This window comes from Streptomyces sp. NPDC025784, from assembly GCF_055558435.1.
On sequence record NZ_JBVHMN010000025.1, the window covers coordinates 123374 to 140604 of the forward strand.

The following is a 17231-nucleotide window of genomic DNA, read 5'->3' on the forward strand; positions in this document are numbered from 1 at the left end:
TCGCCGACCCGGCGGCCGGCGACGGCGTCGGTTGACGCTGTCCGTCAACCGACGTGACCGGCCCGACGGCCGAACCCACCGTGGGCGCCATGACAACCACCCTCAAGATCCGGCCGCGCGCCCTCGTCCGGGCCTCCGGAGGCCCCCGATATGCCGTCGCCCTGGCCGTGGACGCGCTCGGCACCGGCCTGTTGCGGCCGTTTCTGCTGCTCTACGGGGTGACGGTGCTGAGGCTGTCGGCGCCTGCCACCGGCATCGCCATGACGGCCGGCGTCGTCGCGGGTCTGGGGTGCATACCCGCGGTGGGCCGATGGCTGGACCGGGGCGCGCGCAGCACGGTCGTGGCGGCGTCGATGCTGGTGCGGGTACTGGGTGTGGTGCTGCTGCTGGCCGCCCCTGCGGGGCACGTCTGGCTGTTCGCGGCGGCGGCGCTCTTCCTCGGCATCGGCAACCAGGCTTGGCCCGCCGCCCATGCAGCTCTCGTGGCCACGGTCTCCCACGGCCGGGAACGCGACGCCGCTCTCGCGGGAGCCCGCGCCCTGCGCAACGCCGGCCTGGGCGTGGGCGCGCTCCTCGCCCTCGCGTGCCTGACGGGCGGCACCAGCGCGCTGCGGACGCTGTCGGCCGTCACCGGGCTCGCCTGTCTCGCCGCGGCGGCCTTGGTGTGGTCGGTCCATCTGCGCGCGCGTCCGGCCGCTGCCCAGGCCCATGGCAGGTTCGACGTGCCCGCGCCTCGGATACGCGCGCTGCTGGCCGCCAACGTGGTCTACGTCTTCTGCCTCAACGTCCCCGAGATCGCACTCCCTCTGGTCCTGGTGACACAGTTGCACGCATCCCCCGTGTGGTCGGCCGCCATCTTCGTGGCCAACACGGTGCTGGTGGTCACCCTGCAGGTTCCGGTCACCGTCCTGCTGTCCCGGTTCGCACGGCAGACCGTGCTGGCCCTCGCCGGAGTGGTGCTGACCGCGTCCTACCTGGGCTTCCTCGCGGCAACCTCGCTGGGACGCGGCTGGGCCGCCCCGGCCGTCGCCGCGGTGTCCGTGCTCTGCACCGTCGGCGAGATCATCTACGCCGGCAGCGCCACCCCGCTCGTCACCGCCCTCGCCCCGCCCCACGTCCTGGGACGCACCCTCGCCCGCTTCGAGCTCTCCACGGGCTTCGGCCTCGCCGTCTCCCCGGCGGTCATCACCGCTCTCGCTCCTCACGGCTCGGCCGCGCTCTGGGGCAGCCTCGCCGCCGCGACGCTTCTGTCCGCCTCCGCCCTTGCCGCCGAGCAGGCCCGTGGCGGGCCTGCCCGCGGTGCGGCCTCAGTCGAACAAGTCGGGTGAGGAGGCGGTGATCTGGTCCCACAGCGGACGGAACTGGAACCAGCCCGCGAGCGGTCCGCCGATCTGCTTGCGGACCAGCGCGGCGGTGTCGTGGTCGATCTCGATCGGTGAGCCGGCCGCCATCGCCAGCAGCTGGGCCTGGCACGAGCGTTCCATGGTGATGAACCACCACGCTGCGGCGGCGACCGAGTGTCCGACGGTCAACAGGCCGTGATTCTGCAGGATCACGGCCTTCGCCGAGCCCAGCGCCTCGCCGATGCGACGCCCTTCCTCGGAGTCGTTCACGACCCCGCGGTAGTCGCTGTAGATGCCCTGGTCCTCGTAGAAGGCGCAGGCGTCCTGTGTGAGGGGTGCCAGCGGTATTCCGAGCGCCGAGAAGGCCTTGCCGTGGAGGGAGTGCGCGTGTGCGGCCGCGACGGCGTCGGGGCGGGCCTTGTGCACCTCGGCATGAATGCAGAACGCGGCGCGGTTCACCGGGCGCCTGCCGTGCAGCAGGTTGCCCTCGTGGTCGACGCGGATCAGGTCGGAGACCTTGATCTGGTTGAAGCTCATGCCGAAGGGGTTCACCCAGAACGTGTCGGGGAATTCGGGGTCGCGGGCGGTGATGTGACCGGCGACGCCCTCGGAGAATCCCAGCTTGCCGAACACCCGGAAGGCGGCGGCGAGTTCCTGCTTGCGCACCTCCCGCTCCTCCTCGACCGAGAGATTCATGGGCGGGAGCGGGAGATCGAAGTCGTCGGGGATCGGGCCGACATTGGCGCGGATCAGGTCCAGGATCTCGGGTGCGTAGGGCTGGGCGGTTGCCATGGGATTCGTTCCTCTCGGTGTGCGGAGTCGCGGTGGGATCGTGAGTGCGCCTGCGTCGACGCCTGGGTGACCTATTCGCTCTCTGCCGTGGCGAGGATCAGGGACGCGACGCGTTGGGGTGCTTCCAGCGGGGGCCAGTGTCCGACGTCCGTCAGGGCGTGGAGCGCCGCGTCCGGCATCCGTTCGGCGATCCGCTCTGCCATGTGGGCACCCGAAATGGGGTCGCGCAGGCCCCAGATGAACGTCTTGGGCAGATCGCTGGTCTCCATGGCGTGCACCCAGCGGTCACGGTGGGTGATGCGGTCGGTGATGTAGCGGATCAGCAGGTGGGAGTTCAGGTGGCCGTCGCCGCGGCAGACGCTCTTCCAGATGTCCGCCACGTCGGTGGTGGAGTCGTAGCCCTCGGCGAAGGTCGGCGCGAGGGCGGCCGCCATGAGCTCGGCGTCGAGCGACGCGCTGATCCGGGGACCGAGTTCGGGGTCGAGCAGGGCCGACTGGGCCGGCTCCGGGCGGTGGAGCTCCGGGTAGATGCCGCCGTTGAGCAAGGTGAGGCTCGTGATCTCGGTCGTCGACTTGCGGTCGGCGGCGCGCGCGAGCAGTTCCTGGGCGACGGTGGTGCCGAAGTCGTGCGCCACGAGTCGTGTCGAAGTCACTGCCTCGCGTTGCCACAACGCGGCCACCAGGTCGGCCTGTTCGTGGATCGAGTAGTCGTGCCCCGACGGCTTCTCGCTCGCGCCGAAGCCCAGGAAGTCCGGCACGAGGAGCGTGTGGTGCGCGGCGAGTGCCGGTACGACCCGTGCCCAGTCGTACGACGAACTGGGGAAGCCGTGGAGCAGGGTCATCACGGGGCCACGGCCGATCCGGCGGACGAACACCTCGCGCTGCACTCCCGCGACGGTGAGCGGCACCAGATCGCCGTCGGCCCACCACTTCTCGATGTCGGTCGTCATCGGAGTCCTCCGAACAGTGCGGGAAGGAAGCGGCGTTCCAGCTCGCCGTGCGGGAGAGCGGTCGGTTCCACCAGGCTCTGCGCCAGTCCGCCCTCCCGGACGGCGACGACGAAGCGCAGCACCATGTCGAGGTCCGTCTCGTCCACGCCGTTCGGATCGCTCGTGAGGAGTGGCGCGACGAGTTCCTTGATCTCCGCCCGCATCGCCGCGTCGTGGCGAGCGAGTGCTTCGGCCGCCTCGGGGTTCCTGATGGCGTAGAGGGTGAACTCGGTGGAGATGAGGAACCAGGTGCGTGTCTCCTCGTCCACGACGCTCGCCAGCTCGATGAACGTGGTGACCGGGTGCTCGGACACGACGGCCTGGTCCATCGCCTCGCCGAGCTGCTTGAGGACGGCCTCGGAGCGCCGGGTGAACAGGGCGAGGAAGAGCTCGTCCTTCGAGGCGTAGTTCGAGTAGAAGGCGCCTGACGTGTATCCGGCCCTCGCGCACAGCTCGGAGATCGACACCCCGTGGAAGCCGTGCTCCGCGAAGGCCTGTTCCGCCGCGTCGAGCAGCCGTTCGTTCGTCTCCAGCCGTCTCTTGGTCACGCGCTTCGCCATGCGCCCCGATCCATTCTCGTCATGCCGGTCACCCCTGCCGGATAGAGGTTCCTATCCGATAGAGACCTCTATCCGATAGGGGAACCTATCGAGTGCGATGGTGCGCCACAAGACCGTCGACAGATGTCCGGGCGCCCAGCACGCCCGATATGCAGCGGCACTGGGGCGAGGCCGAAGCGCAGCCCACGGACAGCAGTACGGGAGCGAGGCCGCAGCCATGGCGCGGCTGCCGGGCCGACGGTCGGTCAGAGCCATGCGGATGCATTTCGTCCGACTGGCTGGCCTCGGCGCTTCGTGCCGCGGCCGGCCTGCGGCAGGCTGTCGCCGGAGCTGACGCCGAGGAGGATGGTGACCGTCGTGCCCGAGCAGGCGATCGACCGCAAGCCACACAGCAGAGACGTGACCGACGGCATCGAGCGGACTGCCGCACGGGCGATGCTGCGTGCCGTGGGCATGACGGACGAGGACTTCACCAAACCGCAGATCGGTATCGCCTCGTCGTGGAACGAGATCACACCCTGCAATCTGTCCCTGGCCCGTCTGGCCCGGGCGGCCAAGGCGGGTGTGCGCGATGCCGCCGGCTTCCCGCTCGAGTTCGGCACCATCTCGGTCTCGGACGGGATCTCGATGGGGCACGAAGGAATGCGTGCGTCGTTGGTCAGCCGGGAGGTCATCGCGGATTCGGTGGAGACGGTGATGTTCGCCGAGCGACTGGACGGCGCGGTGCTGCTGGCCGGGTGCGACAAGTCGCTGCCGGGGATGCTGATGGCCGCCGCACGCCTGGACGTGGCGGCCGTCTTCGTCTACGCGGGCTCCACCCTGCCCGGACACTGGCAAGGCCGGGACCTGACGATCATCGACGCCTTCGAAGGAGTCGGTGCCTGTGCGCGCGGCAAGATCAGCCGCGAGGACCTCGACGCGATCGAACGGCACGCGTGCCCCGGAGAGGGGGCCTGCGGCGGGATGTTCACCGCCAACACCATGGCCAGCACGGCCGAGGCGCTGGGGATGTCGATTCCGGGCAGCGCGTCGCCACCCGCCCCTGATCCCCGCCGCGACGAACTGGCGCACGCCTCGGGCCAGGCCGTCGTGAAACTGATCGACGCAGGCGTCACCACACGCCGGATCCTGACGCGTGAGGCCTTCGAGAACGCCATCACCGTGCTCATGGCGCTCGGCGGGTCGACCAACGCCGTGCTCCATCTCCTGGCCATCGCCCATGAGGCAGGTGTCGATCTGGCGCTCGACGACTTCAACCGGATCGCCGACCGCACTCCGCTCGTGGCGGACATGAAGCCCTTCGGCCGGTACGTGATGGCCGACCTCGACCGCATCGGCGGTATTCCGGTCGTCATGAAGGCCCTGCTCGACGCCGGTTTGCTGCACGGCGACTGTCTGACCGTCACCGGCAGCACCCTCGCCCAGAACCTGACAGCCCTCGCCCCATCGGCCCCCGACGGAAAGGTCATTCACCCCCTGGACGATCCGCTGCACGCGACCGGCGGACTGACCATCCTGCACGGCTCGCTGGCTCCGGAGGGAGCGGTCGTCAAGAGCGCCGGCTTCGACGCGCACGCCTTCGAAGGGACCGCCCGGGTCTTCGACGGCGAACAAGGCGCGATGGACGCCCTCACGGCCGGAGAACTCCGCCCCGGTGACGTCGTCGTCATCCGTTATGAGGGCCCCAAGGGCGGCCCCGGTATGCGGGAGATGCTCGCCGTCACCGGCGCGATCAAGGGAGCCGGCCTCGGCAAGGACGTCCTCCTGCTCACCGACGGCCGCTTCTCCGGCGGCACGACAGGTCTGTGCGTGGGACACGTGGCACCGGAGGCCGCCGCCACGGGACCGATCGCGCTCGTCCGCGACGGCGACCGCATCCGCCTCGACATGCCGGCCCGTCGTCTCGATCTCCTTGTCGACGACGAGGAACTGGAGCGACGCCGCAGCCTCTGGCAGCCGCCGCCACCGCGCTACACCACCGGCGTCCTCGGCAAGTACGCCAGACTCGTCGGCTCCCCCGCCCGCGGCGCCATCTGCCACTAAGGGGTTTCGTTCGGATCGGCTCGGATCGGTCCGCGGCGTCCGGTGCGGTGCCTCGCAAGGCGGAGGATCACCCGCGTACCGGGCGTACTCGGGTGGTCCGACAACGCGGCGAGGTGCCGTGCCGGGCGCCGCGGACCCGAGCCGATCCGAACGAAGCCCCTGGATCTCGGGCTGTCCTACTGGAGCGGCCCCATGCGGCAACTACGGGGACGTGCAGTGGCCGACACACGTGTGCCGACTCCGCGGGGGTGGTCGAACTCCATGGCTGCCTGATCGGCCGGAGGTCCGCTCAGCGAGTCGGCCGCTCTGTGCGGATGTTCGTGTGGGCCCGCGCGATCCACTCCAACACGGCCTTGGCACCGCACGCCTCGGCGACCGACTGGGCGTCGTCGAGGTGGTGGAGCGCCGCCGATCGGTCCCCGGTCTCGGCCGAGAGGTAGGCCAACGCCACCAGGCCGGCGGCTTCTCCGGGCTTGAAGCCGATCTCCCGGCGCAGTGCGACCGATTCGGTCAACCGGTCACGGGCCTGGTCGAACCGGCCCGCGTCCTTGTCGGCGAAGCCGAGATGGCGTACCGCGTACGACATCGTCATCCGGTCGTCGACGGATTTCGCCAGCGCGTACGACCGCTCGAAGTACGGACTGCCGGCCGCGCCGTCGCCCTTGACGACCTGATGCCAGCAACCGATCCAGAACAACGCGTCCGCCTCCCCCGACGCGTTCGCGAGATGCCGGTACAACTCCGCCGCGCGCTCGAACAACGTCAGTTCCTGGCTGTTCTCTTCGCGGTCGTTCAGGAACCGGACGTGCAGTATCTTTCCTCGGGCCATGGAAAGCGGTGCCTCGATCGCGTCCAGAGCGTCGTCGGACCGGTCCAGCGCGGACGTGTCCCCGCCGAACATCGCAGCTTCGAAGTCCTCTTGCGCACGTTCGATCCAGTCCTGTTCTCGCATGCCGTACCCCTCCCCGTCGGACGACTCGTGTGCTGAGGCTATTCCGCACGGTCGACGGAAGCTCGCTGTTTTCCGGCTCGGCGTTCCCCGGCGCGGCGGCCTCCAACTCGTCGTTTTCCGGGGAGCGTTGCCGACAGCGAGCGGTCATGAAGGCCGGCCGGCTCTTGGTCCGCCGGACGCCGCGGCTGAAGCGCACCGCACGGCACCAGGGTCTGTCCGGCCGATGCTGCCGGACAGACCCTGGTCCCGACGAGGGTTCAGCGCTTCAGCGTGAAGGTGAAGTCGCCGGAGTGTCTGCCGGTCAGCCGGACTGCCGAGACGAGCTTGCCTTCCTTGATCAGTCTCTCGACCTCGGCCCGCGAAAGACCGCAGCCTTCAGCGATCAGCCGCACCGGCCGCACAGGGATCGGCGCCGCGAAGCGGACCGAGACGTCGATCACCTCGTGGTCCAGGTGATCCGATCCCCCCGTGTCGAGGCGCCAGGCGTTGTCCCAGTCGAGGGCGATGCGGTTGCGGCGCCGCACGACCGGGTCCTGGAGCAACTCGGCTGCCAGGGCGGGGTCGTTCCCGTGCAGTCGGTCCAGCAGTTCGGGCCGTACGGAGCGCACGTTCATCCGCTCCAGGACCGTGAGCTTCGCCGTTTCCCCGCACCCCGTACAGAGCACGAGGAGCCAGGCGTCGATGAGCTTGTGATGGGCGTTGACGCGAAATTTTCCGTCGGCCCGGAAGCGCTCGGACGCGCAGCCGTGACAGCGGCGGAGAACGAACGGCAGGCAGGTGGGCATGACCACCCAGCTATTGAGCACAGAAGTACACCGGTTTCAGTGAGAAGTCCGCAGCAAGAAGCAGCGCGGCGCACATCGGCGACGCGCGACGAATCAGCGCTTGAGAGGTCTCACAGGGTGTACAACGGCAGGCCCTTCACCAGACGACGTGGTCCGGCAGCACGGTAATGGCGCACAGCGACCCTGCTCCACCGGTTTTTGCCGGGCCGACCGAAAAGGCCGAGCTGGTCGTCAGTCCTCGAACAGATCGGGATGCGGGCACAACTCCATTGGTTCGTACGGGCGGTCAGCCCACTTCCACCAGACGTGCTGGTTCGACAACCCCGGATCAGGTGACACGACGTCGTGCGGACGCTTCGGACGTGGCCCGGGCTTCTCGGCGGTGACGCCACCAGTCGGTCACCGAGCCCGTCTCGCGGCGCCGGTGAGGCGGTACCAGCATCTTCGGCCAGTTGAACCAGGCGATCGTGGCGTGCAGCGCCAGCAACGGGAGCGAGCCCAGAGCGAGGCATGTACCGACCACGTCGACCGCGGGGCCCGCACCGGCGGCGGCAGCTCCGGCGGCGACGAGGCCGAGCGTCATGAACACCACCCAGCCGGCGAGGGCGACGATGCCGCGTTCGTGCCCTTTGATGACCGACGGGTTCGTCGAGTACCGGTACATGGCCACATCGGGCGCCCGGTCCGAGTCGGTCCAGTGGAGCCACGCCACTCGTACGGAGAACGCGCTCACCGCAACCATCAAGACGATGACGAAGATCCCGAAACTGACGTCTGCCACAGCCCCTCCCCAGCGTCAGCAATGACCCGACCCCCCAGTGTCCACGCACAATCGCGAGGGCTCCCCGGTCGGGACCACAGGGAAATCGGCGGATGCGGTCGGTCGACGATCACGGTCTGTCCTCCAACGCCGTGAACGCTCGCTCGACCTCGCCGAGATACTGCTCCAGGCGGAACCGAACCTGGTCCACGGGCCTCCCGTCGAGGCCCGGGTACATCAGGCCGGACCAGACGACCGTCCCGCCCCGGAGCTGGATGCGGACCGTCAGCGTGCCCGGCCCCGTCCCGGACTGCTCCTGGCGTGCCACATCCACCGTGCACGGCATGTCCGTCGGGTAGAGGGGTCCGCCCGGGCGGAGCAGCCGCCTCGGGTCGAGGCCGGCCATTCTGCTGTCGCTGCGGGCCACGAGGTCGAGGCCGTCCACGAAGAGATACGTGTGAATGGCAGCACACGCAGGCGGCCCGGGGCACACACTGATGAGCAGTGTGCTCACCGCACCGTCGCTGAGCCTGTCGGGCAGAATGCTCCGCAACTCGTGCGGAGATCTACGCGGCATCCGCCCGATGTGACGTCATGGACCGATCGTAGCGGGCTCGCGGCACCGGGTGACAGGCGCTCGACCGGGATCCCGTGCTTCGCGCCTGCTGCGAACGCCCGCATCAAGATCCGCATTTGAGGTGTGGCCATCCGATTCCGCCCTGTGATCAGGATGGGTCGCGAACCCCGGCCCGGCCACGTACGCCGGCACCTTGCCAGGTCCCCATACGGTGCCGGCAACCGGGTCCGATCGGCCAGCCACATGGCCACAGCACCCCCGCCGATCGGCGGGGGTGCTGCAGCCACCTGCCGGGTGGTTGAAGCGGCGATCTTTTCCGCAACCTTGAATCATGGGACAGGGCTCAGCTCGGGGCCACGTCGTCCGCGTCGCGGGCCTCGGACGACCTTCTTTCCCGCATGTGGAAGGCCGGCCCGGTTCTCGCACACGCCACCCTGGACCTCCGCAGCGGGGACCCGCGGCTGCCACCCGCGCCGACCGGCCGACCGGCTGTCCGACGGCGCCGTCCCGGTCGAGCGTCCGAGGCAGCTTCTGGACACGGTCCGTCACCACCCGGACCCTGCCGTGCAGAGCCCCGGAACGTCCGTATTCAGCTCCCACAGGACATCGACCTGACAGGAGGCGATGGGCAGATGCGCTCCGAAACCCCAGCCACGGAGACACGTGATGCAGCGGCCGGTGCCGAAGGGCAGTTGGCCGCCGTCCTGGCCGGGGTCCTGGGTACCGAGCGGGTGCCGGTGGACGGCGACTTCTTCCGCGAACTGGGCGCCGACTCCATGGTGATGGCCCAATTCTGCGCCCGCGTACGCAAACGCGACGACCTGCCCACCGTCTCGATGAAGGACATCTACCAGCACCCCTCGATACGAGGCCTGGCCGCCGCCTTCACGGACAACGCCCCGGCGCAGGCGCCCACCACCCCCGACGGGACGACCGGATCCCCGACGGGCGCGCCCACCGCCGACACCGAGAGCCACCTGGCAGACGTCCTCGCCGGCGTCCTCGGCACCGAACACGTCCCCGTGGACGGCGACTTCTTCCGCGAACTGGGCGCCGACTCCATGGTGATGGCCCAATTCTGCGCCCGCGTACGCAAACGCGACGACCTGCCCACCGTCTCGATGAAGGACATCTACCGGCATTCGACGATCCGAGACCTGGCTGCCGCTTTCGCCGGTTCCGCGGCGACCGTCCGGTCACCGGCAGCCGCGCAGGCGACGACGGAGGCTTCCTCGCCCGTCCTGACGGAGCCCGGCGCCGCACCCGAGGAAGAACTCCGGCCACCGGCGCGCCCGTGGCAGCACGCGCTCTGCGGGACCGCGCAACTCCTGGCGTTCCTGGTGTTCACCTCGCTCGGCGCCACGATCACCGTCATCGGCTACGAATGGACCGTGGATGGCGCGGGGACGGTCGACGTCTACCTGCGGGCGGTCCTGTGCAGCGCGGTGCTCTTCCTCGGTGTCTGCGCGCTGCCCGTCGCCGCCAAGTGGATGCTCGTCGGCCGCTTCACGCCGCGGAGGATCCCCATATGGAGCGCCGCCTACTTCCGCTTCTGGTGCGTCAAGTCCCTCATCCGCACCAGTCCGGTGCGTCTGTTCACCGGGTCACCTCTCTATGCGCTGTATCTCAGGGCGCTCGGCGCGCACATCGGGAAGGGCGTCACCATCCTGACCCGAACCGCGCCGGTGTGCACCGATCTGCTGTCCATCGGGGACGGCACGGTCATCCGCAAGGACGCGCTGATGTCCTGCTATCGGGCGGACGACGGCTGGATCGAGACGGATCACGTCACGCTCGGCAGGAATGTGACGGTCAGCGAGCAGACGGTCATCGACATCAGGACGTCGATGGGCGACGACTCCCAACTGGGCCACGCCTCCTCCCTGCACTCCGGGCAGTCGATCCCGGCCGGTCAGTCGTGGCACGGCACGCCGGCGCAGCCGACGACAACCGACTTCCGGGCCGTCGAGCCGGCCGCGTGCGGCACCCGCCGCAGGGTGCTCTACAGCCTGTCCCAGTTGCTCGCCATCCTGCTGGTGTATCTGCCCTTGACGCTGGCCGGTGTGAGCGTCGTGCTCCTGGCGGTGCCCCAGCTGAACGCGGTGTTCAACCCGGGCCCGCTGGCCTTGACCCACCCCGCGTTCTACGTCGAGGCGTTCGTCGCGTCCCTGGTGGCCTTCTTCGGCGGCATCGTGGTGGGCCTGCTGGTGGTGAGCACGGTCCCCCGGTTGCTGAGCCTCGCGATCGAACCCGGCAGGACGTATCCGCTCTACGGCATCCACCACAGCCTCCAGCGCGCGATCACACGACTGTCGAACGTCAGGTTCTTCACCACGCTGTTCGGTGACAGTTCGGCGATCGTGCACTATCTGCGACGCCTCGGATACGACCTGTGCCAGGTCCAGCAGACCGGGTCGAACTTCGGCTCGCTCGTCAAGCACGACATCCCGCGCCTGAGCACGGTCGGCAGAGGCACGATGATCGCCGACGGACTGTCCATCATCAACGTCGACTTCTCCAGCTCGTCCTTCCGTCTCACCCCCACCTTCATCGGGCCGAGGAACTTCCTCGGCAACCGCATCGTCTATCCCACACGCGGCCGGACCGGTGAGAACTGCCTGCTGGCGACGAAGGTCATGGTTCCCATCGACGGGCCCTGGCGCGAGGGCCTGGGACTGCTCGGCTCCCCCAGTTTCGAGATCCCCCGCTCGGTGATGCGGGATTCCCGCTTCGACCATCTGGCCCAGGGTGAAGAGCTGCGCCGTGGCCTCGCCGCCAAGAACAGGCACAACACCCTGACCGCGAGCATGCACCTGGTGGTGCGCTGGTTCCACTTCTTCGTCCTCACCCTGATCACGATGTCCGCGGTCGAGCTCTACCACAGCATCGGTGTGGCGTCGTTCGTGCTCGCCTCGCTGCTCACCTGGGCGTACACCATCGTCTACTTCACGCTCGTCGAGCGGACGGTGATCCGCGTGCAACCGGTGAAGCCGCTGTACTGCTCGATCTACGACCCCGACTTCTGGAGGCACGAACGCTTCTGGAAGCTCTCGTCGCACCAGTACATGCACGCGTTCAACGGCACACCGTTCAAGCCCATGATCTGGCGACTGCTCGGTGTGCGGATGGGCCACCGGGTCTTCGACGACGGCTGCATCATCACCGAACGCACCCTCGTCCGCATCGGGGACGACTGCACCCTCAACGCCGGCTCCGTCATTCAGTGCCACTCGCAGGAGGACGGTGCTTTCAAGTGCGATCGCGTCTCGATCGGTGCGGGCGTGACCCTGGGCGTGAACACCTTGGTCCACTACGGCACCACGATCGGCGACCGGGCACGGCTCGACGCCGACACTTTCCTGATGAAGGGCGAGGAAGTCCCACCTCTGGCTCGGTGGGAGGGGAATCCGGCGCGAGAAGCAGCTGCGGCCGGCAAGGGGTAGGGCCTGAAGCTGCCCCGCCGGGCCGTGGCAGGGTCCGCGTCGGCAGGGTCCTCGATCGCCGCGCACCGCTCGGCGTCGTCGGCGACGACCACCGCGCAGGTGCGCAACAGCCGAAGCAGGGCGTGGACGACGGTCGGTTCACCGGCCCCGTACCGTCGGACGAGCCCGCACATCACGGCGAGGTACTCCGGAAAACGCCGTCCTGGAATGTGCCCCGTACGATCGGCACCGAGCACGGTCCGGCAGTTCCGGTCTCCGGTACATGACCGTCCGGGCGGCGCCGCAGACCGTCCATCCGGGTGGCCTCCCCCTGACGGTGCCACCCTGTTCGTCCGCCCCCGTGGGCAGAGGGGTGGGAGACCGGTTTCCGGTCCCCCACCCGCCCGGGTTCCGGTGCCGCGACGGCACCGCTCGCGAGCCTCGTCGAGGCTGCGCGAAAATGGAAATACCCTCAGCTTTCGGGTGCCGCGTGTCCCGACGACGGACCGGACCGGAAGGAGCGGTATGAGAGGCAGCAGGTGGGTCACACTGAGCACGACGCTGTGCACTGCCGCAGCACTCGGGCTGGCCCTGCCACATGGTGCCGTGGCCGCCCCCGCCGACTGCTCCTACACACCGTCGACGTATCGCCCCACGCTCACGTACGGGGACACCGGCCCCGCCGTGGAACAGGCGCAATGCCTGAGCAATGTGTGGGGTGGCGAGCCGCCGAAGCTGGCCCTCGACGGGGTCTTCGACTCCGCCATGGTGAAGAAGATCGAATGGATCCAGGGCTGCCACGGCCTGCCGCCCAGCGGAGTCATCGAGGGCCGCACCTGGCATGTGCTCTACCGTCCCGCCCTGGACTGTTACGACCCCTACAAGGGCTGAAGCTGCCTTTGCCGCGATCGGCACCCACCACACGCCCTCGCGCTGCCGCCTCATCCCGATGTGCCGGCACCTCCGGGGTGATCGGGGTTCAGTTGCGTCGAGCGGCCCAGACGGCGCGTTCGGTGCGCATCGCGAGGTCGTCGCGGCGCACGATGCTCCGGGCGCTGTCGGTGTCGAGCAGTCGGTCGAGCGCGGCGAGGTCCTCGGCTTCGAGGACCTCGGCGACACCGCTGCGGATCCGTCGCAGGCCGGCGAGGGCGTACGCCCCGACCGCCTCGTCGCGGGAGCCGTCGATGCTGACGGTGAGGGTCCGCTCGGCTTCCAGGGCGAATCCGGCGGCGGCGAGCATCGCTCCCCAGTCGGCACCGCGGTGGGTCACATGCTCGGCGTGCTGCTGATCGCTCGCGGCGTGGCAGCGTTCCTCCAGGCCGGGCCGGTCCTCCGGAGCGCTCTCGGGCAGGAAGCGCGGGAAGCCGGCGAGTTCGACGACGGTGAACAGGCCACCGGGCGCGAGGCTGTCGTGGACCTTGCGCAGTACGCGGTCGGGGTGAGCCATGTGGTGCATCGAGGCCGAGGCCCACACCAGGTCCGGCGTGCCGAGGTCGGGCCAGTCGGCGCCGTCGAGGTCGGCCCGTACCGTGCGCACGTGTTCCTCCACACCCAGGGCGCGTGCCTTGTCGCGCAGCCGTTGAAGGTGTTCCGCCGAGGAGTCGACGGCGGTGACATGTGCGGTGGGGAAACGGTCGAGCAGGGCGAAGGTGCCGGCTCCTGTCCCGCAGCCCAGATCCACGATCCGGGCGGGGGGTGTCCGAAGGGGCAGCCAGTCGGTGACGGCGGCGATGTGCTCGGAGAGGACTTCGGCGTCCAGGTCGAGAATGTCCGCCTGGCCGTCGGCGTCGTGCCAGTGTCGAGGCGCGTGCTGCGTGCCGTGGTGGGGTGCGTGTGGGTGTGGCATGTCGTCACGCTAGGACCCGCCCGCGCCTTCGGCACGCTCGCTTCCCGCTTCCGCAAGCAGGTGGCCGCCCGGGGTGCCGAACGCGCAAGTCCTCAAGTCGCGTGACGTCACATGCGGGAGCGGTCCGTGTCCGTGTCGCGGTCGGCGCGCTGGTGGCCGCGGCGGGCGTCGCGGTCGAAGATCCCCAGGATCTCGCAGGGTCCGCCCTCGGCCCCGATGGCGTGCGGAAGCATCGTCGGGAACTCCGCGGCCTGGTTGGTCTCGACGCGGATGCGGCGGTGCCCCAGCAGGAGGATCGCGGTGCCCGACAGGACGACGAGCCATTCCCGGCCCGGGTGGGCCCGCATGCGTGCGGGGTTGTCCGGGGGCGGCTCGGTCATCCGCTGACGTACGACGGTGATGCCGGGGTCGCCTTTGACGGGCCAGCGCATCAGTCCGTGCGCGGCGTCGATCATCGGGCTGACCACGACGTCGTCGGAGGCCGTCTCGACGAGCTGGTCCAAGGTGGTGTCGAGGGCGCGGGCCAGAGTGACGAGGCTGTCCAGGGCCAGTCGGCGCCGGCCGTTCTCGATACGGCTGAGCGTGGACGGGCTGAGGTTGGCGCGGCCGGCCAGCTCGTCCAGGGACCAGCCCTGAGCCACGCGCAGGGCGCGGATGCGTTTGCGTACCAGGCTGTCCAGCTCGCCGTCGTCTTGCGTCATGGGCAACATCGTATGCCTTGGCCGCAAGGCGCGCTTAGCGTCGTTCTCGGACGGACCCGGGTCGACTCGGGTCACGCCGTATACGCCGCGGCCGCGCGCGGCACCACCGTCGTCCGCGTACGCAGCCAGGCACCACGCGCCGCGCGGTGTGCGCCGCGCGGTGTGCGCCGCCCGCCCGCGACCGACTCCCGCCGCTCCCGGCGACCGGATGTGCTCCGGCGTCGCGTCCGGCATGCCCTCGGAAGGAATTCATGACCACGAACCGGTCCGCACAGGAGGCAACCGGCGCGAGCGGCGGCCTCCGCGCCGACGGCGCGCCGAGTGCGCGTCAGCTGCGCTCCGTCCTGATCGCCGTGTGCGTCGCGTTGATGGCCGTCATCGCCTCGGTGTCCGGGCTGAACGTCGCCCAGCCCGACCTGGCCGTCGCCTTCGACGCCTCGCAGAGCACCATCCTGTGGATCATCAATGTCTACACACTCGCCCTGGCCGCACTGCTGCTCCCGCTCGGCGCCCTCGGCGACCGGCTGGGCCGCAGACCCATGCTGATCGCGGGCCTAACCGTCTTCGGCCTGGCAAGCGTGGCGGGAGGCCTGGCCCAGTCCGCCGCGGTCATGCTCGCCGCACGCCTGCTCAGCGGCGTGGGCGCGGCGATGATCATGCCCATCACTCTCGCCGTGATCACCTCCACCTTCCCCGCGGAGGAACGCGGCCGGGCGATCGGCGTATGGACCGGCGTCGCCGGAGGCGGCGGCATCCTCGGCATGTTCCTCTCCGCGGCGCTCGTGGACGTGGCGAGCTGGCGGTGGCTCTTCGTCCTGCCCGTCGTACTGGTCGTCGTGGCGCTCGTCATGGCACTGCGCTCGGTCCCCAACTCCCGTGAGACATCGAGCCACTCCTTCGACACGGTCGGTGCGCTGTCCTCCGTCGTGGCCGCGGTCGGCCTCATCTTCTCCCTGCAGGCAGGCCCCGAGCGCGGCTGGAGTGCCCCCGCCACCGTGACCGGCCTCGCCGTCGGCCTCCTCGCCGCCGTCGGCTTCGTGGCCTGGGAGGTGCGCCGCCGGGACGCCGCCCTGCTGGACGTGCGCCTGTTCCGCGAACGCGGCCTGGCCGGCGGCTCGATCACGCTGCTGGCGGTCTTCGGGGTGCAGGCCGGGATCTTCGTGGTCCTCTTCCCGTTCCTCCAGGCCGTCCTCGGCTGGTCGGGGCTGCTGTCCACACTCGCGCTGATGCCGATGGCCGTCCTCATGATGGTGTCGTCCGGTCTCGCCCCGAGGCTGACGGAGCGGGTCGGTCCTCGTACGACCATGGCCACGGGCATCCTGCTCGCGGGTGCCGGGCTGGCGCTCATGGCCTCCATCGTCTCCGTCGACGGCGGCTACCCGTCCGTGCTCCCGGGCATGCTCGCCATGGGTGCCGGCATGGGCCTGTCGATGACACCGTCGACGGAGGCCATCACCACGTCCCTGCCCCGTGACCGCCAAGGTGTCGCGTCCGCACTCAACGACGTCACGCGCGAGTTCGGCACCGCACTGGGGGTCGCGCTGCTCGGGGCGCTCCTGTCGGCCGGGTACCGTGGCGCCGTCGACGACAAGCTGGACGGCCTGCCCCGAAGCATCGCCGACACTGCCCGCGAAGGAGTCGCCAACGCCATGCAGGCCGCGGACGGCGAAGGCCCGCGGGCTCGGCAACTGGCCCACGCCGCGCGGCAGTCGTTCGTCGAGGGCTGGCAGCAGGCCATGTGGGCCGGCGTCGCCGTCATGGGGGCCCTGTTCCTCTACGTCCTTGCTCGCGGACCGAGGAGGGACGCGCGGGCGCCCGGCCGGCACACGGAAGCCGTCGACACGGCCGCTGTCTGAGCCGACCCCGCGGGAAGGTGGCGGGCCGTGGCCGTGCCCGCCACCACGGGAAGCCGTCAGTGGGCTGCGGAGATGTTGGTGCGCAGCTTCTCCACGAGGGCCTTCGCGTCCTTGGCCTCCTGCTCGGTGAGGCCCGCGGCTTCACCGATGGCGGCCGGCACGACGCGGGCGCGTTCACGCAGCTCACTCCCCTGCTCGGTGAGGGAGATCTGCACGGAACGCTCGTCGTCCACCTGGCGCTCACGGCGGATCAGACCGTGGGCCTGGAGACGCTTCAGCAGCGGCGTCAACGTGCCGTAGTCGAGGTCCAGGAGCGTTCCCAGCCGCTTGATCGGGAGAGCGCCGTGCTGCCACAGCACGAGCATGACCAGGTACTGGGGGTATGTGAGGCCGAACTGCTCCAGCAACGGGCGGTAGCGATTGGTGAGCGCCCGCTGCGCCGCGTAGAGCGCGAAGCACAACTGGTCCTCAAGAAGGAGGCTCACTTCGTCCGCCTGGTCAGCTGGCCGCTGAGCAGTGTCGGTGTCGTTCATCACGACCCCTCTCTCGTGCCGGTTGTCGCAACAAAGGATCCTACCTCACGAGCTCAATTGGCGCAATTCAAT

The 17231-nt window shown here is 69.6% G+C and carries 15 protein-coding genes; 5 read left to right on the forward strand and 10 right to left on the reverse strand.

Annotation, left to right across the window (positions count from 1 at the left end):
- Window positions 1-89: 89 nt before the first annotated feature.
- A complete protein-coding gene (locus ACZ4IF_RS39295) occupies window positions 90-1328 on the forward strand; it encodes an MFS transporter (protein WP_467572314.1) in 1239 nt (412 codons plus the stop codon).
- Here ACZ4IF_RS39295 and ACZ4IF_RS39300 read toward each other — a convergent pair.
- The 3 genes from ACZ4IF_RS39300 to ACZ4IF_RS39310 form a co-directional block, all read right to left on the reverse strand.
- Window positions 1308-2135, reverse strand: a complete 828-nt coding sequence (locus ACZ4IF_RS39300; protein ID WP_359497286.1) for a class II aldolase/adducin family protein — start codon at window positions 2133-2135, stop codon at window positions 1308-1310. The genes ACZ4IF_RS39295 and ACZ4IF_RS39300 overlap by 21 nt on opposite strands.
- 71 nt (window positions 2136-2206) lie before the next feature.
- Window positions 2207-3085 carry an alpha/beta fold hydrolase gene (locus ACZ4IF_RS39305; RefSeq protein ID WP_467572319.1) on the reverse strand — a complete coding sequence of 293 codons (879 nt, stop codon included), beginning with the start codon at window positions 3083-3085 and terminating at the stop codon, window positions 2207-2209.
- Complete coding sequence (locus tag ACZ4IF_RS39310) at window positions 3082-3684, reverse strand: TetR/AcrR family transcriptional regulator (protein ID WP_467572322.1); 603 nt, start codon at window positions 3682-3684, stop codon at window positions 3082-3084. The genes ACZ4IF_RS39305 and ACZ4IF_RS39310 overlap by 4 nt, the downstream gene beginning before the upstream one ends.
- Window positions 3685-4029: 345 nt before the next feature.
- Between ACZ4IF_RS39310 and ilvD the strand changes: the two genes are divergently transcribed.
- Entirely contained in the window at window positions 4030-5727 is a 1698-nt protein-coding gene (ilvD, locus tag ACZ4IF_RS39315) for a dihydroxy-acid dehydratase (RefSeq protein WP_467572325.1), read from the forward strand.
- A 289-nt stretch (window positions 5728-6016) separates the two neighbouring features.
- Here ilvD and ACZ4IF_RS39320 read toward each other — a convergent pair whose 3' ends face one another.
- From ACZ4IF_RS39320 to ACZ4IF_RS39335, 4 genes are all read right to left on the reverse strand, one after another.
- Entirely contained in the window at window positions 6017-6679 is a 663-nt protein-coding gene (locus ACZ4IF_RS39320) for a tetratricopeptide repeat protein (RefSeq protein WP_467572328.1), read from the reverse strand.
- Between the two features lie 257 nt (window positions 6680-6936).
- Window positions 6937-7485 (reverse strand): DUF1062 domain-containing protein, encoded by a 549-nt coding sequence (locus ACZ4IF_RS39325; protein WP_467572331.1) that lies wholly within the window; start codon window positions 7483-7485, stop codon window positions 6937-6939.
- 307 nt (window positions 7486-7792) lie between these two features.
- The gene (locus ACZ4IF_RS39330; protein ID WP_467572333.1) at window positions 7793-8245 is read right to left on the reverse strand and encodes a hypothetical protein; all 453 of its coding nucleotides are present in this window, start codon (window positions 8243-8245) and stop codon (window positions 7793-7795) included.
- Between the two features lie 109 nt (window positions 8246-8354).
- Complete coding sequence (locus ACZ4IF_RS39335) at window positions 8355-8669, reverse strand: hypothetical protein (RefSeq protein ID WP_467572335.1); 315 nt, start codon at window positions 8667-8669, stop codon at window positions 8355-8357.
- Between the two features lie 764 nt (window positions 8670-9433).
- Between ACZ4IF_RS39335 and ACZ4IF_RS39340 the strand changes: the two genes are divergently transcribed.
- Both ACZ4IF_RS39340 and ACZ4IF_RS39345 read left to right on the forward strand, forming a co-directional pair.
- Complete coding sequence (locus ACZ4IF_RS39340) at window positions 9434-12244, forward strand: Pls/PosA family non-ribosomal peptide synthetase (protein WP_467572337.1); 2811 nt, start codon at window positions 9434-9436, stop codon at window positions 12242-12244.
- Window positions 12245-12748: 504 nt separating this feature from the next.
- A complete protein-coding gene (locus ACZ4IF_RS39345) occupies window positions 12749-13114 on the forward strand; it encodes a peptidoglycan-binding domain-containing protein (RefSeq protein WP_467572340.1) in 366 nt (121 codons plus the stop codon).
- Between the two features lie 88 nt (window positions 13115-13202).
- On the opposite strand, the gene ACZ4IF_RS39350 is transcribed toward ACZ4IF_RS39345, so the two are convergent.
- Window positions 13203-14069 (reverse strand): class I SAM-dependent methyltransferase, encoded by an 867-nt coding sequence (locus tag ACZ4IF_RS39350; protein ID WP_467572343.1) that lies wholly within the window; start codon window positions 14067-14069, stop codon window positions 13203-13205.
- 107 nt (window positions 14070-14176) lie between these two features.
- Window positions 14177-14779, reverse strand: a complete 603-nt coding sequence (locus ACZ4IF_RS39355) for an XRE family transcriptional regulator (RefSeq protein WP_359497261.1) — start codon at window positions 14777-14779, stop codon at window positions 14177-14179.
- Between the two features lie 242 nt (window positions 14780-15021).
- Between ACZ4IF_RS39355 and ACZ4IF_RS39360 the strand changes: the two genes are divergently transcribed.
- Window positions 15022-16626, forward strand: a complete 1605-nt coding sequence (locus ACZ4IF_RS39360) for an MFS transporter (RefSeq protein ID WP_467572347.1) — start codon at window positions 15022-15024, stop codon at window positions 16624-16626.
- 56 nt (window positions 16627-16682) lie between these two features.
- Here the strand turns inward: ACZ4IF_RS39360 and ACZ4IF_RS39365 are convergent, their stop codons facing one another.
- Window positions 16683-17111, reverse strand: a complete 429-nt coding sequence (locus ACZ4IF_RS39365; protein WP_467572349.1) for a MarR family winged helix-turn-helix transcriptional regulator — start codon at window positions 17109-17111, stop codon at window positions 16683-16685.
- Window positions 17112-17231 lie beyond the last annotated feature (120 nt).

What these genes read in the sequence shown, in the direction of transcription:
- ACZ4IF_RS39295 (WP_467572314.1), top strand. Translation starts at nt 90, where the DNA reads ATGACAACCACCCTCAAGATCCGGCCGCGCGCCCTCGTCCGGGCCTCC.
- ACZ4IF_RS39300 (WP_359497286.1), bottom strand. Translation starts at nt 2,135, where the DNA reads ATGGCAACCGCCCAGCCCTACGCACCCGAGATCCTGGACCTGATCCGC.
- ACZ4IF_RS39305 (WP_467572319.1), bottom strand. Translation starts at nt 3,085, where the DNA reads ATGACGACCGACATCGAGAAGTGGTGGGCCGACGGCGATCTGGTGCCG.
- ACZ4IF_RS39310 (WP_467572322.1), bottom strand. Translation starts at nt 3,684, where the DNA reads ATGGCGAAGCGCGTGACCAAGAGACGGCTGGAGACGAACGAACGGCTG.
- ilvD (WP_467572325.1), top strand. Translation starts at nt 4,030, where the DNA reads ATGGTGACCGTCGTGCCCGAGCAGGCGATCGACCGCAAGCCACACAGC.
- ACZ4IF_RS39320 (WP_467572328.1), bottom strand. Translation starts at nt 6,679, where the DNA reads ATGCGAGAACAGGACTGGATCGAACGTGCGCAAGAGGACTTCGAAGCT.
- ACZ4IF_RS39340 (WP_467572337.1), top strand. Translation starts at nt 9,434, where the DNA reads ATGCGCTCCGAAACCCCAGCCACGGAGACACGTGATGCAGCGGCCGGT.
- ACZ4IF_RS39345 (WP_467572340.1), top strand. Translation starts at nt 12,749, where the DNA reads ATGAGAGGCAGCAGGTGGGTCACACTGAGCACGACGCTGTGCACTGCC.
- ACZ4IF_RS39350 (WP_467572343.1), bottom strand. Translation starts at nt 14,069, where the DNA reads ATGCCACACCCACACGCACCCCACCACGGCACGCAGCACGCGCCTCGA.
- ACZ4IF_RS39355 (WP_359497261.1), bottom strand. Translation starts at nt 14,779, where the DNA reads ATGTTGCCCATGACGCAAGACGACGGCGAGCTGGACAGCCTGGTACGC.
- ACZ4IF_RS39360 (WP_467572347.1), top strand. Translation starts at nt 15,022, where the DNA reads ATGACCACGAACCGGTCCGCACAGGAGGCAACCGGCGCGAGCGGCGGC.